Genomic DNA, 19,766 nt, shown 5'->3' with positions numbered 1-19,766 from the left:
CTAAAGCGATTTTATTTCTTGATTTTTGAAACTTCATCAACAGTGACTATTTCTCCGTAATTATTGCCCCAGCTGTGGTTGATATAATTCATGACGTCAGCGACTTCCTCATCGGTTAAGCCCATGGGAGTCATCACATTATTATAGGTTTTTCCATTAACTATAATTTTGCCTTGTTGACCATATTTTACTCCTTTAATACTTTCCATTCGGTTTTCTTTCAGGTAATCTGAATTGGCTAAAGGCGGATATATGTTCTTTATGCCTTCTCCGGAGGGTAAGTGGCAAGACATGCAAAAATCGTTGTAAATGTCCTTGCCCTGAGCGATGCTTTTTTCAAGCTGCTTATTTTGTTCAACTGGGGTAGTGGCATTGCTATTTTGACAATCGCTAATTAAAAAGACGATTGCAATACAAGAAATGAGGCTAATAATATATTTCATACTTAATCTTCAGGAACAATTTTAACAATACCAAGACCTTCTAACGACGCATAGATGTATCCGTCCGGACCTTGTTTTACATCACGGACGCGACCCATACCTTCTAGTAATTTTTCACGTTTTGTCACTTCATTATTTTCAATGACCAAGCGTTCTATATATAGAAACTTCAGTGATCCCACTAACAGATTGCCTTGCCAATCTGGATAAATATCCGAGGTGACGAAGTCCATACCACTAGGCGCAATAGATGGTACCCAATAAAATAGAGGTTGTTCCATGCCTTCCATTTCTGTTTTATCCGTAAAGCTAGTGCCATCGTAATTGATGCCGTAGCTTATTACTGGCCACCCAAAATTTTTGCCCTTCTCAACGACGTTAATCTCATCCCCGCCACGAGGGCCATGTTCGTGTACCCATATTTGACCAGTTTCAGGGTGCTTTACCATACCTTGCGGGTTACGGTGACCATAACTAAAAATGGCAGTCTTAGCATTTTCGGTATCTACAAATGGGTTATCAGTTGGGATTGTACCATCATCATTAAGGCGATACACTTTGCCATTGTCTCTAGTGACATCTTGTGGATTAACATCCCTGTTGCCTCGATCTCCAATTGAAAAATAGAGATAACCATCATTATCAAATTCTAATCGAGATCCAAAATGTTGCCCTCTTGTTGAATTGGGGTAGGCTTTGTAAAGCTGCTCTACGTCAACAAGACTATTGCCTTGTAATTTTGCTCTAATAATTGCAGTATTACCGCCATTTCCGTCACCTTCATCCGAGCCGTGAGACAAATATATCCAACCGTTCGTTTCATAGTCTGGGTGAAGTTCAATATCCATTAGTCCACCTTGACCTCTAACATAAACATCAGGCAAACCTGAAATCATAGTTTTCTCACCGTTTTTATAATGGATGAGTTCACCAGATTTTTCTGTAATGAGCATTGCGCCGTCAGGTAAAAATGCCATACCCCATGGAATATTTAATTCTGGAACAACAACTTCCATGGTATAATTTATTTCGCTTGGTGACTCAGCAGAAACTGAAGATTCTTCTTGTTGCCCGCAAGCAATTAAAGAAGATAAGACCACTACTGAAATACATATTAAGTGTTTCATTTTCATATTAATTTTTATTATCCTAAAATACGGATAATTGTTTAAAAACTATAATTAAGGATTATACCCGAATAATAGTTGAAAGGATTTCCTGGATAAAAATACCGAGGGGCACTTCCACCAAAACCTGAAGCATTTATTAATACTTGAGAGGAATACTTAGTGTCCGTAATGTTATTGAAACCAACAAACGCATTTGCGTTTATTGATTTAAGAACTTTAAATTGGTAGTTGATTTTAGTATTTAAAAGCGAATAGCTATCAGAATAAATGCTGTTACTATCTGTTATTGGGATTTGCCCAACATGTTGAAAATTAATGTTAGCTGATAACCCTATATGTGAATTAAAAGTCATCCCTAAATTCAAAATATCTGAAGGAACGCCTGTTAGGTCATTTCCAGAAAAATCTTCATCGTCATCTATAAATTCTTTGAATTTAAAGTTGTTTAAGCTATAGTTGAAAGACGTTGAAAGGTCGAATTTTTCGTTTTTTAGAAGATTACAGCTGAGGCTAAGTTCAATTCCATCATGCTGTGTTTTGCCTGCATTGATGCCAATAAATTGATCTTCTGCTATGCGTTGGGATACTAACAAATTTTTAATATCCATTCTGAAAAGTACTATAGTATAAGCTAATTTCTGATTAAAAAATGTGCCTCGTGTTCCGAATTCATAAGTCCAACCAGTTTCTGGTTTTAAATTAGTATTGATTTGTCCGTCTGGCAATAAGGTTTCTGCTAAGGTTAATGGTGAGAAACCATGACTCGCATTCCCGAACAAAGATGTTCTGTCATTTAAGTGATATAATATCCCGAATTTTGGTGACCAGATGTTATCATAGTTAAAAGTGCCTGATTGATTCGGGTTAGATTCACTTGCGGGAAAATCATCTTTTAATTCATAACTAGTTGTGTTAAAGTTGAGTCCCAAAGTGAAAATCAAATTTGTCTTCAAATTATATTTTGTTTCAACAAATGCATTGATATATTGTCGTTGCTCTGAAAAATCAGATAGCTGTTCGCCCTGAACGCTTCCAGTGCCTGAAGGGAAATCTTCATAGAGGTTTTCAAAAGTGGAATAACCATAGTTATCCCTAAAGTATTCTCCGCCTATGGTATAGTTGAGTTGCTCATTAAATAATGAGCCAAGTATTCGGGACCGGAGACCAAAGCCTTTGGTGTCCTCAGATAGTATATTGAAAGGTCTTGGTTCATAATTTTTTCTGATTGTACCAAAAGCACTTGTGATTACATTTAATTGGCTTGAAAAGTTGTGCGTCCAATTAAGTCCGAGAATTCCTCTCTCTGAATCTTCAAATCCTTGCGCTTGCTGCCAGGTAAATGCTGCTGATTGCGGATTATTATTGAATGTGTCTTCGTTTAAAGAACTTGGGATAAAGGCTTTGAGATTTACATAACTTCCTAGTAACGAAATTTCATCATTCTTCCCCAAAAAGTGATTTGTATTAAGGGTGTAAGTCTGACGGTTATAAGTATTATTCGCTCTATAGCCATCACTTGTAGTATTGCTGTAAGCCATATTAAGATTATGGGAGTTGGTTCCATGACTTAGAACAAAAGACGCTTTATGCAACCCAAAAGAACCAAATGTATAACGAGATTTTAATTGTGACTGACTATATTCAGATTGAAACGGACTTAAAAGAATGGTACCTCCAAGGCCTGCTCCATAGGTGCTGGCACTTCCTTTATTAATTTCAATTCGACTGATGGTTTCTAACTCAAAGTCCTCGATGTTTGTTTCGCCGCTACCATTGGTTAATGGTATATCCTTAAAATAGGCTCTTATTTTAGAGGTCCCGAAAGCATTACGAGCGCCGATTCCTCTTACAGTAATTCTATTGGTGTTTAAGGCTCCGCTTTGCATATACACTCCTGGTACACGATTTAAAACTGGAGCAATGTTCGTTGAATTGCTTTGGTTGATATCTGCCTGAGAAATAACTGCTACTGACGATGTTGAATTCTTAATACTAGCAGGGATCTGATTTGCAGTAACCAAAACAGCATCGAGTTCAGATGGCAAAACCTCTAAAGGAATTATTAGGCTTGATGTGGTGGTAACGCTTATTGATTTGGATATGTACCCTTTTTTTTTGAATAGATATTTTCCGAATGCAATAAGAGTAAATCGTCCTTGGGAATCAGTAAATACAGATATTTTTGAGGATTCATTTACAATTTCAACACCGTTTAATGCTATACTAGTCTGCTGGTCGACTACTTTTCCTTTAATTATATCTTGACAGAATGAGTTGGTATTGAAAGCAACTAAGAGGCTAATAAAAAGGAGATGTCGGTTCATTCTTGGGTTTTGGGCAAGTAAAATTATGCAGTCCTTAAATTTAAGTATGATTTTTTTAGAACTTAAAACAAGCGACCTCTTAACAATATTTTAACAGCTTTGCTGTAAGACTGGTAGAGGTTGAAAGACTTATGAAACGAATCTAATCAAATTTATAACCATGGACAACAATACAATTACCAAGTTTTTTATTCTCTTCCTTTTTTCAACGTCTATTGCTTTTGCACAAATGCCTATAGATGGTTTTTTTACTGAAAAAGGGACATTAAATTTAACAGCATCATACGGCAACTCTACATTCGATGAGTTTTACGTGGGAGAAATGAAAGTAGGTCCTGTACCTGTACACAATGAGATAAGCCAAAATATATTTTCGTTGTATGGCACTTACGCACTTTCTGATGATTTAGGACTAATTGTGAATCTACCTTATATTGCCTCGAGCGGCGAAGGAGGTGCGGATCCAGTCAACGGACAGACAGAGCAGAACGATTTCCAAGACTTAGGCATCTATGCAAAATATCGATTTGCCCAATCTGATTTTTCAGGAGGAAATATCAATTATTTAGCTGGTTTTGGTTTTTCAATTCCACTTGGTTACGAGCCTAATGGTTTGTTATCTAACGGAAGCGGCTCTTTTAATACTGACTTAAGTTTGGGAGGACAATGGAATACTGATGTGGGGCTTTTTACGTCGTTAATTGCAGGATATAGTTTTCGTGGTAACGCAGTGGATAACTTGGGAACCAATGGCGGTGATGATTTAGATGTTCCAAATGCTTTTCTTTTAAACGGTAAATTAGGATATACATCAAAAGGGTTTTATGCTGATGCCTATGTGCGTTATCAATCCTCTAGTGATGGAAGGGATATTAGTGATGATGATTTTGGAGGTAGATTTCCAGAAACTCAGGTTGATTATACGGTTTTGGGAATAAGTACATATGTGCCCTTAAGCTCGTGCTTTGGCGTAAGTGCAGGATATGGTACAGTAGTGGATGGAAGAAATGTAGGTGACTCCAATATTTTTAATGTAGGTGTCACATTTAAGTTTAAAACTGGGTCAAACACACAATAACATTCTGTTAAATTATTATAAAAAATAAAACCTCCTTAGTTTCTAAAGAGGTTTTTTAATTATTGTCGGAGGGTTCACGTTTTTGACATGAAGACCTCAATCTTGGTCGGGGTGGCAGGATTACCTCATTTTATTCAGTGATCCTGACAGGGATATGTTGCAAATTAAAGCTCTACTTTAATTTATCTAAACTAAAAAAGTCCTCTTAAGAAAATAAATTTTCTACGAGAACTCTTTTTACTTTAGTTTGTCGGGGTGGCAGGATTCGAACCTGCGACCTCCGCGTCCCAAACGCGGCGCGATAACCGGGCTACGCTACACCCCGGGCTGAGCGTAAAGAAAATGTCTTGAAGACATTTTTAGTGAAAGAGCCAGCTGGCGCATAGGCTTCTCAATTCTTTAGCTTCAATCCCAATTTTAAGCATTTACATGTTTAAAATTTTTGAGACTGCAAATATAGAGATTTAGTTACAATACACAACAGAAGATGATTTAAAAATATCCGAAGTGAACACCAGAAGCAATAACCGCTATAATTAGGATAATTAAGGCAATGATTACAAATTTGGCTGTCTTTTTGGTTATTTTATCTTTTTGGAAAATATAATCATCTCTTTTTTCGTCTTCGTCTTTTACAAATTTCATGGTAACTGTTTTTTTATTTCTTGATATATACTGTTTTCTTATTTACAAACTCTAAAATTCCTTCTTTAGATAATTCCCTTCCATAACCAGAGGCTTTTGTACCACCGAAAGGCAATCTAGGATCTGATTTTACCATTTCATTGATAAAATAGGCTCCATCGTTGATTTCTAAAGTTTTTCTGGTAGCATATTCAACATCTTTGGTAAATACCATGGTGCCTAACCCAAAACGGCTTTCAGCGGCTATTTTAAATGCCTCTTCTTTATTATTAACTTTTGTTATAGCAGCTACTGGTCCAAAGGTTTCTTCATCAAAAACGGGCATACCAGGTTGTGCATTTTCTATCACTGTTGGTTGAAAATACGATTTTTTTACCGTATTTCCATAAAGGACTTTGGCTCCTTTCTTTATGGAGTCTTCTACTTGTTCTTTCAATGTTTTGGCTAAGTCTTCCCTAGCTAGAGTACCTATCGTCGTATCAGTAAGTTCTGGGTTATCAAACTTCAATTCACTTATTTTATCAATAAATCGCTTTATAAAATCTTCATAAATGTCTTTTTCTACAATAAATCGTTTGGCAGCAATACAACTTTGTCCTGAATTTTGCATTCGGGCATTAACGATTGTATCCATATGCTTATTAAGATTGGCATCTTTTAGAATGATACAGGCATTATTTCCCCCTAGTTCTAAAACACACTTCTTTAAATGTCTTCCGGCAACTTCGGCAATACTTTTGCCTGCTTTCTCGCTACCTGTCAATGAAACGGCTTTAATCCTGTCGTCACTCAATACATTTTCAATAACCTCATGTTTTGTTATTAGTGAAGTAAAACACCCTTTGGGAAACCCTGCACCTTCAAAAAGTTGCTGAATGGCTATAGAACATCCCGTTACGTTAGATGCGTGTTTTAAAAGGGCTGTATTCCCTGCTGTTATTGTTGGAATGGCAAATCTAAAAACCTGCCAAAATGGATAATTCCAAGGCATTATTGCTAAGATGACTCCTAAAGGGTCGTAACTGATAAAGCTCTCTTCAGCATCAGTATTAATAATGGCATCGGCTAAGAAGTTTTCAGCATTCTCAATATAAAACTCAATTAAAAAGATGCATTTATCGATTTCAGCCTCACTTTGGATTATTGGTTTTCCCATTTCCTGAGTCATCAGTTTTGCTAGGGTCGCCTTATTTTCATCTAATTGTCTGATTAAGTTTTTTAAGTATTCAGTTCGTTCACTGATACTTTTTGTCTTCCAGGATATAAAGGCCTTATCGGCATTTTTAAGTTTTGATAATACCTCTTCTTGGGAGTCTAGCGAGTAAGTTTTTAAATCCTTCCCTGTGTAGGGGTTTATGGTTTGGATAGTATTTTTCATAGTATTTATAAACATAATCTAATTCATTTTAAGGAATTATCTCAATCAGACTGATTTTTAACTTTAAAGCCATGGCCCAAATCAGTCAATATTTGTTTCTAATGCGTTAAGTAATTCGGGAGTAAACACTGATATTGAATATGAATTAAAAAACAAAAAACTATAATGAACATGAGTGATAACAGTAATACATTTTTAGGACTTTTAGCAGGAACTGCCATCGGTGCAACCTTAGGCATTCTATTTGCGCCAGACCGTGGTAGTGTAACACGACAACGAATCGCGGATGAAGCTGTAAGTGCAAAGGATAATCTAGCAACAAAAGCCAGCGAGTGGAGAGATATTGTTGGAGAAAAAGTATCTGCTAACAAAGAAACCTTAGATGATAAAATGGACGCAATAGTATCTGATGCTAGCTATAAGGCTGAAGATGTTATAACTTCTTTGGAAGCCAAACTAAAAGATTTAAAAGCAAAGAATAAAAAATATCAAAAAGCCTAAGCATGTTAGAAGGCTTAAATGAAACTTCAGATAAAGCGGTAAAAATAGGGCAGAAGTATATTGATACTTCGAAACGATATATCGAACTTAAGATATTTCAACAACTAGCCATTTCTATAAGTTTGGTTGGTAAAGTAATGGCAGTTGGTAGCTTTGTTTTTATCGCTTTTCTTTTCTTTTCAATTAGTGGTGCTATACTGCTAGGTGATTGGTTAGATAACACTGCTTTAGGATATTTAATAGTTGGAAGTATAGCATTATTAATTGCTTTTTTAACGTATGGACTTAGGAAACGCATCAATGCTCTTGTCCTTTCCAAGCTTTCAAAAAACTTTTAGACCATGAAAAATTACACCTCTTTTGAAGCGCTAAAATTAGATTTAGAGCAACTTAAATTAGAACAACAGATTGCATGGGAAGAGCTAAAGTTGACAAAGAATGAATTTTCAGAACAACTAACTTTACCAAATTGGTTTGGTGCCATTGGTAAAGGTTTTGTTAAGTATGGCTTATTTATGATGCTAAAGCGAATTTTTAAATAACTTTTTTGACACCCCTAACCTCTAAAAGCAATGATTCTAAACTACTATGTTTTATAGACTTTCAAATACTGCCGAAAAATTTTCGATTGAAGAAAGTTTTGATGCTAAATTTGTATATCCTGAATTGTACACTAAAGAGGTATTGATCAATGGTTTTGACGAGCGTAACCTCCCAATTATTTGTATGGAGGATACGGAAACAATTCGATTTGCAATTTGGGGTCTTCTTCCGCAGCAATATAGAGAGGGGTGGAAAGATTTTCAAAATTTAAGTAATACCTTAAATATATCCTTTAAACAAATTGAAGAACTAGATTGGATAGAGCAATTGTTCAGCAGTCAACGTTGCGCTATTGTTGTTTCTGGCTTTTTTACGTCTTACCTCTATAAAGGCGAGTCTTATCCATTTTATGTTTATGAAAAAAATAATAAACCCTTTGCTTTGGCAGGTATGTTTTCTCAATTAGATGATGGGTTTTTAACCGTTAGTTTATTAACAGCAAAAACATCTGATAGGACAATAGAGAGCATACATAATTTGGGAAAAACATTTCCTGTTGCTTTACATTTTGAACATTACACAGATTGGTTGGACGACGATTTAAATTTCAATAGTCTTAATTTAGATGAATTTAAAAGACCGGATTTAAAAGTGCACCCTATTTCCAGGAAGATTTATAATGAGGGCCATAAATCAGAAAATGTACTCAAACCAAAACATTACGACAATTTACCTAAGCTCTCGGTTGTTTGGTAAGGTTAATTGGCAATTCGCCTGTAATTTTCAGAATAAACATAGTTGCCATCTTCATCCAGTTCAATTTGAATAAATCTATCCTTTTCTAGGATTAATTTATGAACAAATTGTTTTTTCTCAGCTATAACTTGATTCATAATTTTAGACCCATATTCTAAGACTTCAATAAGTGTGTCATTAGAAGCCGTATAATTTCCATAACCAAACCAATCTGTAGAATCCAATGGGACTAATTTACTCCACATCACTTTGTCATTTTGGTACATTTTCACTTGTCTGTAACCTTCGTTGGTTTTAAAAGAATCTACAACTTGGTTATCTTGATAATTATAAAAACTGACCAATTCCCAATTACCTTCAATAGTTAACTCTTCTTTTTCTTCATTCGCTTCAGTTTCTTTTTTCACTGATGATTCACAGGATCCTAATATTGCACAGAGGATAAAAATGATGATTGAATTTTTCATAAATGTAGGAATTATTGATTAGCACTTATAAAAGGTACAAAATTTTAACGAGATAGTATTTATTTTTTCTATTTGAAGATAGTTGCTGTTAATAACTTCTATGTAAGTTTTTAGACAAAAATCCTACTTTTGCTTGTATAAATAAAGAAGAACATATGTCTGATTCAATTGAAAAAATTAAGTGTTTAATTATAGGTTCTGGACCTGCAGGATATACAGCCGCAGTTTATGCAGCTAGAGCAAATATGTTTCCTGTTTTGTATCAAGGAGAGCAACCGGGTGGTCAACTGACCACTACAAATGATGTAGAGAATTTTCCTGGCTATCCAGATGGCATAACCGGCCCAGAGATGATGATTCAATTTCAAAAACAAGCAGAACGTTTTGGTACTGATGTAAGACACGGTTGGGTCACCAAAGTTGATTTTTCGGGTGATGTCCACAAAGCCTGGATCAATGATGAAAAAGAAATACATGCAGACACGATAATTATTTCTACAGGTGCCTCTGCTAAATACTTAGGATTGCCGTCTGAACAAAAATATTTAAAGCTTGGTGGAGGTGTGTCTGCTTGTGCTATATGTGACGGTTTCTTTTATAGAAATCAGGATGTGGTCATTGTCGGTGCAGGAGATTCCGCTTGTGAAGAAGCTCATTACTTATCAAAGCTTTGCAAAAAAGTAACCATGTTGGTACGCCGTGATGAATTTAGAGCATCAAAAATTATGGCAAACCGAGTTAAGAATACAGAGAATATAGAAATTCTATACCACACCGAAACAGAAGAGGTTCTAGGAGATGGCCAAGTCGTTACTGGTGTAAGGGTAAAGAATAACCAAACGGGTGAAGAAAATGAAATTCCTGCTACAGGGTTCTTCGTAGCTATTGGTCACAAACCTAATACAGACATTTTTAAGGATTACTTAGATTTGGATGAGACAGGATATATTGTCAATGCAAAACCAGGAACAAGTAAAACTAATGTTGATGGTGTTTTTGTAAGTGGAGATGCTGCTGACCATGTGTATAGACAAGCTGTTACAGCAGCTGGGACTGGTTGTATGGCGGCATTAGATGCGGAGCGTTATTTAGCAGCAAAGGATGCTGATTTTGAGGTGGCCACCTCGACATATAACTAGAATAGCTAGAATTATAAATAAAAAAAGCCATTACTATATCTATGTAATGGCTTTTTTTTTATTAAAATTTATGTGTTATAATTCTTTGTGTTACAATTCTTTCTTCTGCAATTTTGCCGTACCAGTAAATTTCTGAAGTGTAATTTTAGGCTCTCCGTATAAATAAACCTCTGAGCCTCCAGAAGCAGAGAGTACAACGTCTTCAGTGACCATAATGCTTAGGTCACTGTTGCCTTCAACCAACAGATTGGCTGTTTTTAAAGTAAAGTTTTTTCCGTTAAAATTTGAAGAATTATCTAATCTAAGCTCTCCAGCCCCTACAGTACCTTCAATAGTGGCATCCGCATCTTGATACAAATCAAATTTTGTGATTTTACTATTCACCAACGCATCTACCTTCACATCATCACTGAGAATAAATGCAGTTGAATCAGCTGTTAAATTTAAGCGCATCCTAGATTTATCAATGGCGTTATAACTGAATTGTTTTGCATTAACATTTAGGTAGGTCCTTGAATTTCCTGTTGTTTTTAATTCTAAATCGCCTAACTCTAAAGAAGTCAGCGATCGTAATTCTGCAGATTCATTAACCTCAATGAAAGTTAAGGGTACAGAATAGTTAACAGTAATATGTAGTTTGCGTTTTGAGGTAATACGTTTCCCAGCGGTAAAGGTTAAGATACCATTGTTAACATCGAACTGAATGACTTCGTGCAAATTGTCATCTGCCTCAATTTCAACAGAAGGTTTGCTGTTAAATACAATATCAACTTCAAAATCATTATTCACCACCAATCCTGTAAACTCATTGACATAGGTTTGCTTTACAGTAACATTTCTGTCTCCTTTAACTTTGTCATCTTGGGCTTGGCCTAGATAACAACCACCTATTATTACTAACAACACTAAAAGGGCATTCTTCATTTGTTTTCATTTAGTAAAACAAATATATACAAAAACCATCCCAAACTCTATATAGATTTTGAAATGGTCTATTTATGCTTTTTAGATGTATTGTCTAAACCCAGCTATAGTTTAGTTTTTTCTAACACTACCAGAAACACCATCTGTTTTGTTTACTTTTTCGGGGTTTCCGTAATATCTTACATCTCCACCGCTATTGGCATTTGCAGTAAGTTCTTTAGAACTGTGTACAGAAATATCAGCACCACTATTGGCTTCAACATCAGAATATTCTGCAATTAGGTTTTTAGCATTGATATCACTTCCGCTTGTGGCTTTGGCTTCTAGGTTAGTTGTGTTCCCCGCTACTTTTATGTCACTTCCACTAGATGCTGAACAGATTAATTGATCTGCTTTTACCTCTACATTTAAATCGGCACCACTACTAGCGGTTAATTTTAAGTTTGAGGCAGATATAAGTCCTTCAGAATACACATCGCTACCACTTGTAGCTTTAATGGCTTCTAAATTTTTGGCATTTACCATCACTTTTTGCGACTTCGATTTACGAATATTATCCGAAGTTGTAATTTTTAGAGTTCCGTTTTCAACTTCAGTAAGTATAATATCGTGTAAGTTTTCATCGGCCTCAACGCTTAGGCCATAATCGCCGCTTTGAGTTATATAGACATCTAATCCTCTGCTGACTTCAATGGCGTTAAAGTCGTCATTTAAAATTCGGTCCTCAGTAAGGACGTTTCCGTTTCCTGTGACACCTGTTCCAATGTCAAAGTCGAAGTTGCAAGAAAGCATCAATAATGCTAAAATACTACTGGTTATTAATTTTGCTAATGTGTTCATAATGATTGATTTTTTAGAGTTGATTAATTTTTATTGATACTATCTGTAGTTATGCTAACACCTTCTTCGTTAGAAATGTTAACTTTTACATCAGAGTTGTTGGCCTTTACTCCTTCACCATTGATTTTTATACTTAGACTGTCTTTAGAAATGTTAAGACCTGCTTCAGAATTTAACTTGAAGGACCCTTTTTCGCCATTGATATCTACATTGACTTTAAAACCGTCATCATCACATGTTAAACAAATGACATCATCTTCTATAATCTCTAAATAATGTTCTTCTTGTCCGTTGTCTAAAATATCATCGTAGTAACTCGAATTTCTATGGAAACTCCTCGTATTATCATCAGCATACAAAAATGAGCCTTCGGGTAAGTAAAGGATGATCTCTACATGTTGATCACTAAATTTATTCTTTACATCAGTGGTTAAGTAAGTGTCTAATCTTAATTCATTTTTTGAAAAGGCATAATTATAATTGATGTTTTCTGCTCGTGTTTTTGCGATATCATAATCGCTACCATGGGCAAATTTTTCAATTTCGATACGTCCTAACGAATCTTTTGTAGACCTAACAATTAAGCGTACATCGGTAGTTGATATCAATTTTTCGTCACTCTTACCTCGATACAATTTGTAGCCATGGGTATTTCTGTAAAAGTTACGGTTGATGTTTTTATCAGTCACCATTTTAAGACTTAGTGTGTCCCCTTTTTTAATGTTTAAAACACTTTCATTAAAGGAAGAAGCCTCACTTGTATATTCCGTGACTTGTTTAACCCCGACTACTATGATACCGATAATGGATACAAACCATATACCTAGTAGCGTAAATTTTGCAATGTTCCCAATAGACTTTAGGTTGTTGACCAATATTTTGAGCCCTAAATAGAACACAAAAAAGAATGGAATACCTATGGCAAAAAATATCAGTAAGGACATTAGCCAGATTGGAACACTTGCTAGATTTGCTGCTTGCAGAAAATCAATACCAGGGAAATGTACGGCATTTGTAATACCAACAGTAAAGAAAGCTACAATTAGTCCGATTAAAACACTAATACCTGTAATGATTAGAATAACCCCGATAAATTTGGCAAAGATTTTAAGAAAGAACATTATGACATCCCCAAGAGTATCAAAGAAGTTTCTTGAGCTCGATTTTAAGCGATCTCCTTGCTTATTAAGGTCAGCTTTTTTTACACTGTCCGAGATGTTATCAGAAACATTTTCAAACCCTTCTTTTATTCGGTCACCATGTTTTTTAAGATCTACATTTTTAACTTTTTCGGATACAGTATCAATACCGTCTTTAATTTTTTTTTCGATATTGCTAATGTTTACAGGGTCGCCTGTCATGGTTAGCTTTTCGGCCGTAGTCTTAGCTTCTGGCACTAATGCCCAGAACAAAAGATAGATAAAGATAAATGTACCACCAGACAAAAAGGCAAACAACACCCATAGTAAGCGTACCCACATCATATCTATGCCGAGGTAGTGGCTTAGACCTGCGGAAACACCACCTATATAAGAATTATCAGTATCCCTATACAATTTTTTAGTTGGACCTGTAGCTCTATAGCGTTGTTTTGGTTGTGGCTCATCCTCGAAAATCTCGTCATCGACCAAATAATCTTCGGGCTGCCCCATGATGCTGATGACTTCATCGACAAGTTGAATGCCAACGACTTGTTTTTCATTTTGTATGCGCTCACTGAATAATTCAGCGATACGAGCTTCGATATCCGAAATAATTTCAGAACGTCCTTGAGAGTCTGTAAATGAACGTTTTATAGCCTCAAGATAGCGTTGCAATTTTAAGTACGCATCTTCATCGATATGAAAAAATATACCTGCTAAATTTATATTGACTGTTTTATTCATTTTTTAGTTGTTTTTGTACTGGTTACTAGGTTTACGGCATTCTGCAAATCACTCCATGTGCCGTTTAATTCTTTAAGAAACAGTTTCCCTGTTTCGGTTAGACCGTAATATTTTCTTGGCGGCCCAGAGGTGGATTCTTCCCAGCGGTAATTGAGAAGTCCAGCATTTTTAAGTCTTGTTAACAGCGGATATATTGTACCCTCTACAACAAGCATTTTAGCGTCTTTTAGTGTTTCTAAAATTTCAGCAACATAGGCATCCTCATCTTTAAGGATGGATAATATGCAGTATTCTAGAACACCTTTACGCATTTGTGCTTTTGTGTTTTCTATCTTCATACGTGTGTGTACTTTAATGAATTAAAACTGTTCGTTTGTTGATTGATACTGTTACTACCCCGAATTGCTTCGGGATGATAACAGCTGATTGATTGGTTGATGATTTGATTGATAAATTGATTGATGATGATTAATTATTTTAAAAAATTGATGGTTAAAGGGTACTTATATAATTTTCCGTCCCTGGCAGCTAAACTTGCTTTTACGATAAAGGCTAGCTCCAATAGAAAGGCTAAAAAGGCTAAGACTCCCAAACCGCCACCGATATATAAAAGAGGTGAAGGCTCGCCGATATTTAAATGAAAATCGTGCCATCCATTAAAATCTAAGAAATCGATGCCTTTAAATATTTTGAAAATGAAAAAAGGAATACTTATCGTACCGATGATAATGGCATATAACAAAATGCTAATTTGAAAATTAATGGCCTGCTTACCATTGGCATCTATAAATTCTGATTTGTCTTTGTTGGTAACCCATAATACTATTGGTCCTATAAAATTTCCAAAAGGAATTAAAAACCTTGAAAAGGTAGATAGATGGATAAAAGTTGCTATGTTTTTATGGTGGTTATCTGGCATGGTTGTAAAAGTATATAATAGTTTCTTATGCAAATATATATCCAAAAAAAGGTATTATGCAAAACATAGTACTTAAATTTAACATAATATTAACATTAGTAAAAGGTGAATATTTGAATTACATTACATGCTTATTAGAATATATTATATGAAATTAACACCATCTAAACTCAATACCTTTTTGCTCTTTAAGTTACCAGCAGCCTACTTTACCGGCGTAAGAGCCACGTTTATTGATGATGAGCAATGTAGCGTATCTGTTAGGTACAAATGGATCAATCAAAATCCTTTTAAATCTATGTTTTGGGCAGTACAAGGAATGGCTGCCGAATTGACTACAGGAGCATTAGTCATGACAAAAATTAAAGAAAGTGGACTAAAAATATCCATGTTGGTTGCTAATAACAATGCTACTTTTGTTAAAAAAGCCACTGGACGCATTACATTCTCTTGTACAGAAGGTTCTAAAATTGATGAGGCTATAAAAAAGGCAATTGCTACCAAAGAGGGACAAACCGTATGGTTAAATTCTAAAGGTATAAATAAAGATGGGGTAGAGGTATCTGATTTTAATTTTGAATGGACATTGAAAGTTAAAACTTAAAAGAGCGAAGCTTGTAACAAATTTTAAAATCAATCTACCTATAGTTACATCAAACAAAAAACTTATAATAAATTATGGAAAGATTACCAGACTTTGACAGAAATGCCCACGAAATAGATTACCGTATATATGGAGAGGAAATGCAATTTGTAGAAATTGAACTCGATCCAGAAGAAGGTGTCATTGCAGAATCCGGAAGCTTTATGATGATGGACGAGGGTATAAAAATGGAAACTATTTTTGGAGATGGTTCCAAAAAAGACTCGGGCTTCTTAGGGAAAATATTAGGAGCAGGAAAGCGAATCCTTACCGGGGAAAGCCTATTTATGATTGCGTTTTATAATAATCTTACAGGAAAGCGAAATGTTTCTTTTGCCTCACCCTATCCAGGAAAGATTATCCCTATTGACCTTACGGATTTTAAAGGAAAGTTTATATGTCAGAAGGATGCATTTTTATGTGCAGCTAAAGGAGTTTCAGTTGGCATTGAGTTTAGTAAACGATTAGGAAGAGGACTTTTTGGAGGTGAAGGATTTATAATGCAGAAATTAGAAGGAGACGGAATGGCTTTTGTCCACGCAGGTGGAACAATGGCTAAAAAAGTATTGCAAGCGGGTGAGACTATGCGTGTGGATACAGGTTGTATTGTTGGGTTTACGCAAGATGTAGATTACGATATAGAATTTGTAGGTGGATTTAAAAACACCATTTTTGGAGGTGAAGGCTTGTTTTTTGCTAAGCTTCAGGGGCCAGGAACTGTATATGTACAATCGCTTCCATTTAGTCGATTAGCTGGTCGTGTTTTAGCTTCAGCACCAAGAGGTGGTAAAGATAAAGGAGAAGGCAGTATTTTAGGAGGGTTAGGTGATTTACTCGATGGTGATAATAGGTTTTAAAACAAAGTTTTTAACATAACACGGTGTTAAACTTTTAGGCTTTAATTTTAATCGTATCGATTTTTTTTCTATCTTCAATCGAAATAAAATTAGTGCTTATAATAAAAACTACCTTTATTTAAATCTAACTTAATTATGGCCAGAGCAATGTTTGAGTACACTAAAACTGTACTTAGCAAAGTGAGTTTTGATGCAACGTTATTTTGTAAAGAGGTTCAAAAAGCAGTAAGACGATTATTGCCTTATGAATTGGAAGAGTTAAAGGTCTTCATACAGAGTTTAATACATCAGAACCCAGAACTAAATCAATGTTTAATATATCTAAAACCATAAAAGAAAAGCGACCGTTAGGTCGCTTTTTTATTTAGGTAATGGACTAATGATTTTTACATTCTGAAAGGCTATTGCGCCCCGTACAACTCCAGAAATCACACTATGCAAAGCATCAATTATTTGCATTTTTAATTCACTTTTATGATAGATTAAACTGACTTCCCTAGCTGGGGACGGTTCGTTAAAGTACCTAAGGTTTCCTTCCATTTTAGTGCTTACATCCAGAGTGTGTAAATAGGGAAGAAGTGTCATTCCCATGCCTTCATCAGCAAGCTTAATAAGAGTTTCTATGCTTCCACTTTCCAGGTGAAATTTATCTTCAGGGTGATCTTTAAAAGTCTTACAGAGATTTATAACTCCATCCCTAAAGCAATGACCATCCTCCAACAATAGTATCTCATCAACGTCAAGATCTGATGCATCAATCGTTGTCTTGTCTTTGAGCCTATGATGATTAGGAATGTAGGACACAAAAGGCTCATAATATAAGACGCGTTCCTTAATGTTATCACTTTCTAACGGAGTTGCCGCAATGGCAGCATCTAGATGTCCATCACTAAGTCGAGACATGATCTCCTCAGTAGTTAATTCTTCAATCTTCAGCTTTACTTTGGGGTATTTATTGATAAAGTTTTTAAGGAACATTGGAAGTAGTGTTGGCATTATTGTTGGAATAATTCCTAATCTAAATTCACCTCCTATAAAACCTTTTTGTTGGTCAACAATGTCTTGAATCCGGTCTGCTTCATTGACAATATTTCGAGCTTGGTACACTATTTTTCGACCAACATCGGTAAGTTCAATAGGTTTTTTACTTCTGTCGAATATCAATATATCCAATTCATCTTCTAGTTTCTGTATCTGTGTGCTTAAGGTTGGTTGGGTTACAAAACATTTTTCTGCAGCTTTGGTAAAATTTTTATGTTCCGCAATAGCAAGTGCATATTTTAATTGAGTAATCGTCATAGATATTTGTTTAAACTATAAAAATACAAAAAAGTATTTGCAAAAACTATAGTTATGGAAATAAAAAAGACCATTAAATAATGGCCTTTTTTTCGAGTTGATTGATGATTTGATTGGTTAGAATCTGATGTTTAATTTTAAATCTTCAGCTCCTAAAGTGAACTTTGCGTCACTATATTGCGGTGGTCCATAGCTCATAGTATTATTTGATGCCGCAAAATTTTCTAATGGCATTCCATTTTCCTGAAAATCCATTTTGCCATTTTCATTGGCATCGTGTAGCACAAGGATGGCATACTCTCCTGGTTCTATATCCTTAAAGACTACTTTTACTTTTCCATTTTCAATTTTAGTTTCAAGTGTAGCAACGGGTGCAGTTTTCATAAATGTGTCTTTGGTATGTAAGGCAAAGGATACCTTTCCTTTATCCCCTTGCACATTGTCTATGGTTACGGTAATGTTTTGTCCTTTGTCTTGTGCAGAGCCTAATAAAGAAGATAGAATAAGTGTTAAAGTTAAGATTAAAGTTTTCATGATAGTTGTGTTTTAAATGATATTAGAATTGTTTTGTGTTTGTTTGATGATTCAAATATCCTACAAAGCAACACCCATTAATAATTAGATGTACCGAACTGTTATAAAACGAAGATGAATTGTAAAAAAAACTAAATAAGACCTCTAGCTTTAATTTCAAGATACTTGTTAATGGTATTTATTGTAAGGTTTTCAGGAGTGGTAAGAATAGACTGAATACCGTATTTCTGAAGTTCGTTAACTATCAATTTCTTTTCGTAAATGAACTTTTCTGCAATGGTTTTCTGAAAAATTTCATGCGTAGTTGACGCTTTTTTATCTGCAAAATCTTGCAATTCACTATTCTTGAAAAAGATAACAACAAGCAGATGATATTTAGAGATGGCTTGTAGGTATGGTAACTGACGATGTAGGGCGTCTAAGGTTTCAAAATTAGTATATAAAAGCAGTAGCCCTCTTTGTTTAATATTTCTTTTGATATCTACGTATAATCTCGAAAAATCTGATTCAGAAAAATCGGTATTGACATTATAAAGACTTTCTAATATCATATTCATTTGAGAGGGTCGCCGCTCTGCGATGACTCTATTCTCTACTTTTCTGGAGAAAGTAAACATCCCAGCTTTATCTTGCTTTTTTAGAGCGACATTGCTTATAACCAAACTGGCATTAATAGCATAGTCTAAAAGGCTTAAGCCATCAAAAGGCATTTTCATAACTCGGCCTTTATCAATAACACTATAAATAGGTTGCGAGCGCTCGTCTTGGTATTGATTGACCATAAGTTGATTACGCTTTGCCGTAGCCTTCCAATTAATGTTTCTTATATCATCTCCTGTTACATAATCCTTGATTTGCTCAAATTCCATGGTATGACCAATACGACGAATTTTTTTAAGACCATACTCAAACAATTTATTTGAAAACGCCAAGAGCATATATTTCCGCAATTGCAGAAATGAAGGATAATTCGGTACCATGGCATCTTTATCAAATTGTAAACGACGAGTTACTAATTCAATAGGTGAATTTATATACACATTAAGACAGCCAAAAAAGTACTCACCCCTCTCAAGTGGACGTAGATTATAAGTTATTTTCTTTTGCTGGTGCTTATTGAGGACTGTTTCTATCTCAAAATCACGTTTTTGGTACTGAAACGGTAACTCATCAATTAAGGTTAATGAGGTCTTAAAATTATAGTTGTTAGTCAGTCCTATAAGGATAGGATTGTCATCTCCGTTACTCAATTTTTCTGGTAAAGAACGTTGTACATCAATACCTTTTTGCTTGTATAGTAATATAAAATCTAGGACTATAAGACCTAATACTATAAAAAACAGCATTTTAACGATAGGGAAGAGACCTGGAAATTGATAGGATAGAATATAAAGCCCCACTAGAACTGAAGCCACTATAAAAAACCTGAATGTTAAATATGTCTGTCTAAAAAGTTGTTT

General features: G+C 35.1%; 23 protein-coding genes and 1 tRNA gene. 9 read left to right on the top strand and 15 right to left on the bottom strand.

Annotated features, from left to right (window positions below; translation table 11 throughout):
* Positions 1 to 11: 11 nt before the first annotated feature.
* Genes ACFEMA_RS10105 through ACFEMA_RS10095 form a run of 3 tightly spaced genes read right to left on the bottom strand, consistent with a single transcriptional unit; the run spans position 12 to position 3,897 of the window.
* Positions 12 to 443 (bottom strand): c-type cytochrome, encoded by a 432-nt coding sequence (locus ACFEMA_RS10105; protein WP_411768075.1) that lies wholly within the window; start codon positions 441 to 443, stop codon positions 12 to 14.
* A gap of 2 nt (positions 444 to 445) precedes the next feature.
* Positions 446 to 1,570, bottom strand: a complete 1,125-nt coding sequence (locus ACFEMA_RS10100) for a PQQ-dependent sugar dehydrogenase (RefSeq protein WP_411768074.1) — start codon at positions 1,568 to 1,570, stop codon at positions 446 to 448.
* 41 nt (positions 1,571 to 1,611) lie between these two features.
* Positions 1,612 to 3,897 carry a TonB-dependent receptor domain-containing protein gene (locus ACFEMA_RS10095; RefSeq protein ID WP_411768073.1) on the bottom strand — a complete coding sequence of 762 codons (2,286 nt, stop codon included), beginning with the start codon at positions 3,895 to 3,897 and terminating at the stop codon, positions 1,612 to 1,614.
* Positions 3,898 to 4,057: 160 nt separating this feature from the next.
* Between ACFEMA_RS10095 and ACFEMA_RS10090 the strand changes: the two genes are divergently transcribed.
* Positions 4,058 to 4,975: a hypothetical protein gene (locus ACFEMA_RS10090; RefSeq protein ID WP_411768072.1), complete on the top strand. Its 918-nt coding sequence runs from the start codon at positions 4,058 to 4,060 to the stop codon at positions 4,973 to 4,975.
* Positions 4,976 to 5,225: 250 nt separating this feature from the next.
* On the opposite strand, the gene ACFEMA_RS10085 is transcribed toward ACFEMA_RS10090, so the two are convergent.
* From ACFEMA_RS10085 to ACFEMA_RS10075, 3 genes are all read right to left on the bottom strand, one after another.
* A tRNA-Pro gene (locus ACFEMA_RS10085) sits at positions 5,226 to 5,300 on the bottom strand.
* Positions 5,301 to 5,467: 167 nt separating this feature from the next.
* Complete coding sequence (locus ACFEMA_RS10080; RefSeq protein ID WP_411768071.1) at positions 5,468 to 5,620, bottom strand: hypothetical protein; 153 nt, start codon at positions 5,618 to 5,620, stop codon at positions 5,468 to 5,470.
* Positions 5,621 to 5,633: 13 nt separating this feature from the next.
* Positions 5,634 to 6,998 (bottom strand): NAD-dependent succinate-semialdehyde dehydrogenase, encoded by a 1,365-nt coding sequence (locus ACFEMA_RS10075; protein ID WP_411768070.1) that lies wholly within the window; start codon positions 6,996 to 6,998, stop codon positions 5,634 to 5,636.
* Positions 6,999 to 7,169: 171 nt separating this feature from the next.
* Between ACFEMA_RS10075 and ACFEMA_RS10070 the strand changes: the two genes are divergently transcribed.
* Genes ACFEMA_RS10070 through ACFEMA_RS10055 form a run of 4 tightly spaced genes read left to right on the top strand, consistent with a single transcriptional unit; the run spans position 7,170 to position 8,798 of the window.
* Entirely contained in the window at positions 7,170 to 7,499 is a 330-nt protein-coding gene (locus ACFEMA_RS10070; protein WP_411768069.1) for a YtxH domain-containing protein, read from the top strand.
* A gap of 2 nt (positions 7,500 to 7,501) precedes the next feature.
* Positions 7,502 to 7,837 carry a hypothetical protein gene (locus ACFEMA_RS10065; protein WP_411768068.1) on the top strand — a complete coding sequence of 112 codons (336 nt, stop codon included), beginning with the start codon at positions 7,502 to 7,504 and terminating at the stop codon, positions 7,835 to 7,837.
* A 3-nt stretch (positions 7,838 to 7,840) separates the two neighbouring features.
* Positions 7,841 to 8,041, top strand: a complete 201-nt coding sequence (locus ACFEMA_RS10060) for a hypothetical protein (RefSeq protein WP_411768067.1) — start codon at positions 7,841 to 7,843, stop codon at positions 8,039 to 8,041.
* A 46-nt stretch (positions 8,042 to 8,087) separates the two neighbouring features.
* The gene (locus ACFEMA_RS10055) at positions 8,088 to 8,798 is read left to right on the top strand and encodes an SOS response-associated peptidase family protein (protein WP_411768066.1); all 711 of its coding nucleotides are present in this window, start codon (positions 8,088 to 8,090) and stop codon (positions 8,796 to 8,798) included.
* Positions 8,799 to 8,800: 2 nt separating this feature from the next.
* Here ACFEMA_RS10055 and ACFEMA_RS10050 read toward each other — a convergent pair whose 3' ends face one another.
* The gene (locus ACFEMA_RS10050) at positions 8,801 to 9,265 is read right to left on the bottom strand and encodes a hypothetical protein (RefSeq protein ID WP_411768065.1); all 465 of its coding nucleotides are present in this window, start codon (positions 9,263 to 9,265) and stop codon (positions 8,801 to 8,803) included.
* A gap of 155 nt (positions 9,266 to 9,420) precedes the next feature.
* On the opposite strand from ACFEMA_RS10050, the gene trxB reads away from it, so the two are divergent.
* Entirely contained in the window at positions 9,421 to 10,404 is a 984-nt protein-coding gene (trxB, locus tag ACFEMA_RS10045; RefSeq protein ID WP_411768064.1) for a thioredoxin-disulfide reductase, read from the top strand.
* 90 nt (positions 10,405 to 10,494) lie between these two features.
* On the opposite strand, the gene ACFEMA_RS10040 is transcribed toward trxB, so the two are convergent.
* The 5 genes from ACFEMA_RS10040 to ACFEMA_RS10020 all read right to left on the bottom strand — a co-directional run bounded on the left by ACFEMA_RS10040 (position 10,495) and on the right by ACFEMA_RS10020 (position 14,973).
* A complete protein-coding gene (locus tag ACFEMA_RS10040) occupies positions 10,495 to 11,328 on the bottom strand; it encodes a GIN domain-containing protein (RefSeq protein WP_411768063.1) in 834 nt (277 codons plus the stop codon).
* Positions 11,329 to 11,439: 111 nt separating this feature from the next.
* The gene (locus tag ACFEMA_RS10035; protein WP_411768062.1) at positions 11,440 to 12,168 is read right to left on the bottom strand and encodes a head GIN domain-containing protein; all 729 of its coding nucleotides are present in this window, start codon (positions 12,166 to 12,168) and stop codon (positions 11,440 to 11,442) included.
* Positions 12,169 to 12,191: 23 nt separating this feature from the next.
* Complete coding sequence (locus ACFEMA_RS10030) at positions 12,192 to 14,054, bottom strand: PspC domain-containing protein (RefSeq protein ID WP_411768061.1); 1,863 nt, start codon at positions 14,052 to 14,054, stop codon at positions 12,192 to 12,194.
* Positions 14,051 to 14,392, bottom strand: a complete 342-nt coding sequence (locus ACFEMA_RS10025; RefSeq protein ID WP_411768060.1) for a PadR family transcriptional regulator — start codon at positions 14,390 to 14,392, stop codon at positions 14,051 to 14,053. The genes ACFEMA_RS10030 and ACFEMA_RS10025 overlap by 4 nt, the downstream gene beginning before the upstream one ends.
* Before the next feature lie 134 nt (positions 14,393 to 14,526).
* Positions 14,527 to 14,973, bottom strand: coding sequence for a DUF4870 domain-containing protein (locus ACFEMA_RS10020; RefSeq protein ID WP_411768059.1), 447 nt, complete (start codon positions 14,971 to 14,973; stop codon positions 14,527 to 14,529).
* Between the two features lie 148 nt (positions 14,974 to 15,121).
* Here ACFEMA_RS10020 and ACFEMA_RS10015 point away from each other — a divergent pair, with 148 nt between their 5' ends.
* From ACFEMA_RS10015 to ACFEMA_RS10005, 3 genes are all read left to right on the top strand, one after another.
* Positions 15,122 to 15,577 carry a DUF4442 domain-containing protein gene (locus ACFEMA_RS10015; protein ID WP_411768058.1) on the top strand — a complete coding sequence of 152 codons (456 nt, stop codon included), beginning with the start codon at positions 15,122 to 15,124 and terminating at the stop codon, positions 15,575 to 15,577.
* Between the two features lie 74 nt (positions 15,578 to 15,651).
* Positions 15,652 to 16,473 (top strand): TIGR00266 family protein, encoded by an 822-nt coding sequence (locus tag ACFEMA_RS10010; RefSeq protein ID WP_411768057.1) that lies wholly within the window; start codon positions 15,652 to 15,654, stop codon positions 16,471 to 16,473.
* A 135-nt stretch (positions 16,474 to 16,608) separates the two neighbouring features.
* A complete protein-coding gene (locus ACFEMA_RS10005) occupies positions 16,609 to 16,806 on the top strand; it encodes a hypothetical protein (protein WP_411768056.1) in 198 nt (65 codons plus the stop codon).
* 27 nt (positions 16,807 to 16,833) lie between these two features.
* Here ACFEMA_RS10005 and ACFEMA_RS10000 read toward each other — a convergent pair whose 3' ends face one another.
* The 3 genes from ACFEMA_RS10000 to ACFEMA_RS09990 all read right to left on the bottom strand — a co-directional run bounded on the left by ACFEMA_RS10000 (position 16,834) and on the right by ACFEMA_RS09990 (position 19,721).
* The gene (locus ACFEMA_RS10000; RefSeq protein WP_411768055.1) at positions 16,834 to 17,772 is read right to left on the bottom strand and encodes a LysR substrate-binding domain-containing protein; all 939 of its coding nucleotides are present in this window, start codon (positions 17,770 to 17,772) and stop codon (positions 16,834 to 16,836) included.
* 117 nt (positions 17,773 to 17,889) lie between these two features.
* On the bottom strand, positions 17,890 to 18,306 hold the full coding sequence (locus ACFEMA_RS09995; protein WP_411768054.1) for a DUF2141 domain-containing protein: 417 nt from the start codon (positions 18,304 to 18,306) through the stop codon (positions 17,890 to 17,892).
* 131 nt (positions 18,307 to 18,437) lie between these two features.
* Complete coding sequence (locus ACFEMA_RS09990; RefSeq protein ID WP_411768053.1) at positions 18,438 to 19,721, bottom strand: DUF58 domain-containing protein; 1,284 nt, start codon at positions 19,719 to 19,721, stop codon at positions 18,438 to 18,440.
* Between the last annotated feature and the right edge of the window lie 45 nt (positions 19,722 to 19,766).

Origin of the sequence: Winogradskyella sp. A3E31, from assembly GCF_046720935.1 — a bacterium.
Taxonomy (GTDB): Bacteria; Bacteroidota; Bacteroidia; order Flavobacteriales; family Flavobacteriaceae; genus Winogradskyella.
The sequence above is the reverse complement of the archived record's forward strand: the minus strand, read 5'-3'. Positions and strand labels throughout refer to the sequence as shown.

What these genes read in the sequence shown, in the direction of transcription:
- ACFEMA_RS10105 (WP_411768075.1), bottom strand. Translation starts at nt 443, where the DNA reads ATGAAATATATTATTAGCCTCATTTCTTGTATTGCAATCGTCTTTTTA.
- ACFEMA_RS10100 (WP_411768074.1), bottom strand. Translation starts at nt 1,570, where the DNA reads ATGAAACACTTAATATGTATTTCAGTAGTGGTCTTATCTTCTTTAATT.
- ACFEMA_RS10095 (WP_411768073.1), bottom strand. Translation starts at nt 3,897, where the DNA reads ATGAACCGACATCTCCTTTTTATTAGCCTCTTAGTTGCTTTCAATACC.
- ACFEMA_RS10090 (WP_411768072.1), top strand. Translation starts at nt 4,058, where the DNA reads ATGGACAACAATACAATTACCAAGTTTTTTATTCTCTTCCTTTTTTCA.
- ACFEMA_RS10080 (WP_411768071.1), bottom strand. Translation starts at nt 5,620, where the DNA reads ATGAAATTTGTAAAAGACGAAGACGAAAAAAGAGATGATTATATTTTC.
- ACFEMA_RS10075 (WP_411768070.1), bottom strand. Translation starts at nt 6,998, where the DNA reads ATGAAAAATACTATCCAAACCATAAACCCCTACACAGGGAAGGATTTA.
- ACFEMA_RS10070 (WP_411768069.1), top strand. Translation starts at nt 7,170, where the DNA reads ATGAGTGATAACAGTAATACATTTTTAGGACTTTTAGCAGGAACTGCC.
- ACFEMA_RS10065 (WP_411768068.1), top strand. Translation starts at nt 7,502, where the DNA reads ATGTTAGAAGGCTTAAATGAAACTTCAGATAAAGCGGTAAAAATAGGG.
- ACFEMA_RS10060 (WP_411768067.1), top strand. Translation starts at nt 7,841, where the DNA reads ATGAAAAATTACACCTCTTTTGAAGCGCTAAAATTAGATTTAGAGCAA.
- ACFEMA_RS10055 (WP_411768066.1), top strand. Translation starts at nt 8,088, where the DNA reads ATGTTTTATAGACTTTCAAATACTGCCGAAAAATTTTCGATTGAAGAA.
- ACFEMA_RS10050 (WP_411768065.1), bottom strand. Translation starts at nt 9,265, where the DNA reads ATGAAAAATTCAATCATCATTTTTATCCTCTGTGCAATATTAGGATCC.
- trxB (WP_411768064.1), top strand. Translation starts at nt 9,421, where the DNA reads ATGTCTGATTCAATTGAAAAAATTAAGTGTTTAATTATAGGTTCTGGA.
- ACFEMA_RS10040 (WP_411768063.1), bottom strand. Translation starts at nt 11,328, where the DNA reads ATGAAGAATGCCCTTTTAGTGTTGTTAGTAATAATAGGTGGTTGTTAT.
- ACFEMA_RS10035 (WP_411768062.1), bottom strand. Translation starts at nt 12,168, where the DNA reads ATGAACACATTAGCAAAATTAATAACCAGTAGTATTTTAGCATTATTG.
- ACFEMA_RS10030 (WP_411768061.1), bottom strand. Translation starts at nt 14,054, where the DNA reads ATGAATAAAACAGTCAATATAAATTTAGCAGGTATATTTTTTCATATC.
- ACFEMA_RS10025 (WP_411768060.1), bottom strand. Translation starts at nt 14,392, where the DNA reads ATGAAGATAGAAAACACAAAAGCACAAATGCGTAAAGGTGTTCTAGAA.
- ACFEMA_RS10020 (WP_411768059.1), bottom strand. Translation starts at nt 14,973, where the DNA reads ATGCCAGATAACCACCATAAAAACATAGCAACTTTTATCCATCTATCT.
- ACFEMA_RS10015 (WP_411768058.1), top strand. Translation starts at nt 15,122, where the DNA reads ATGAAATTAACACCATCTAAACTCAATACCTTTTTGCTCTTTAAGTTA.
- ACFEMA_RS10010 (WP_411768057.1), top strand. Translation starts at nt 15,652, where the DNA reads ATGGAAAGATTACCAGACTTTGACAGAAATGCCCACGAAATAGATTAC.
- ACFEMA_RS10005 (WP_411768056.1), top strand. Translation starts at nt 16,609, where the DNA reads ATGGCCAGAGCAATGTTTGAGTACACTAAAACTGTACTTAGCAAAGTG.
- ACFEMA_RS10000 (WP_411768055.1), bottom strand. Translation starts at nt 17,772, where the DNA reads ATGACGATTACTCAATTAAAATATGCACTTGCTATTGCGGAACATAAA.
- ACFEMA_RS09995 (WP_411768054.1), bottom strand. Translation starts at nt 18,306, where the DNA reads ATGAAAACTTTAATCTTAACTTTAACACTTATTCTATCTTCTTTATTA.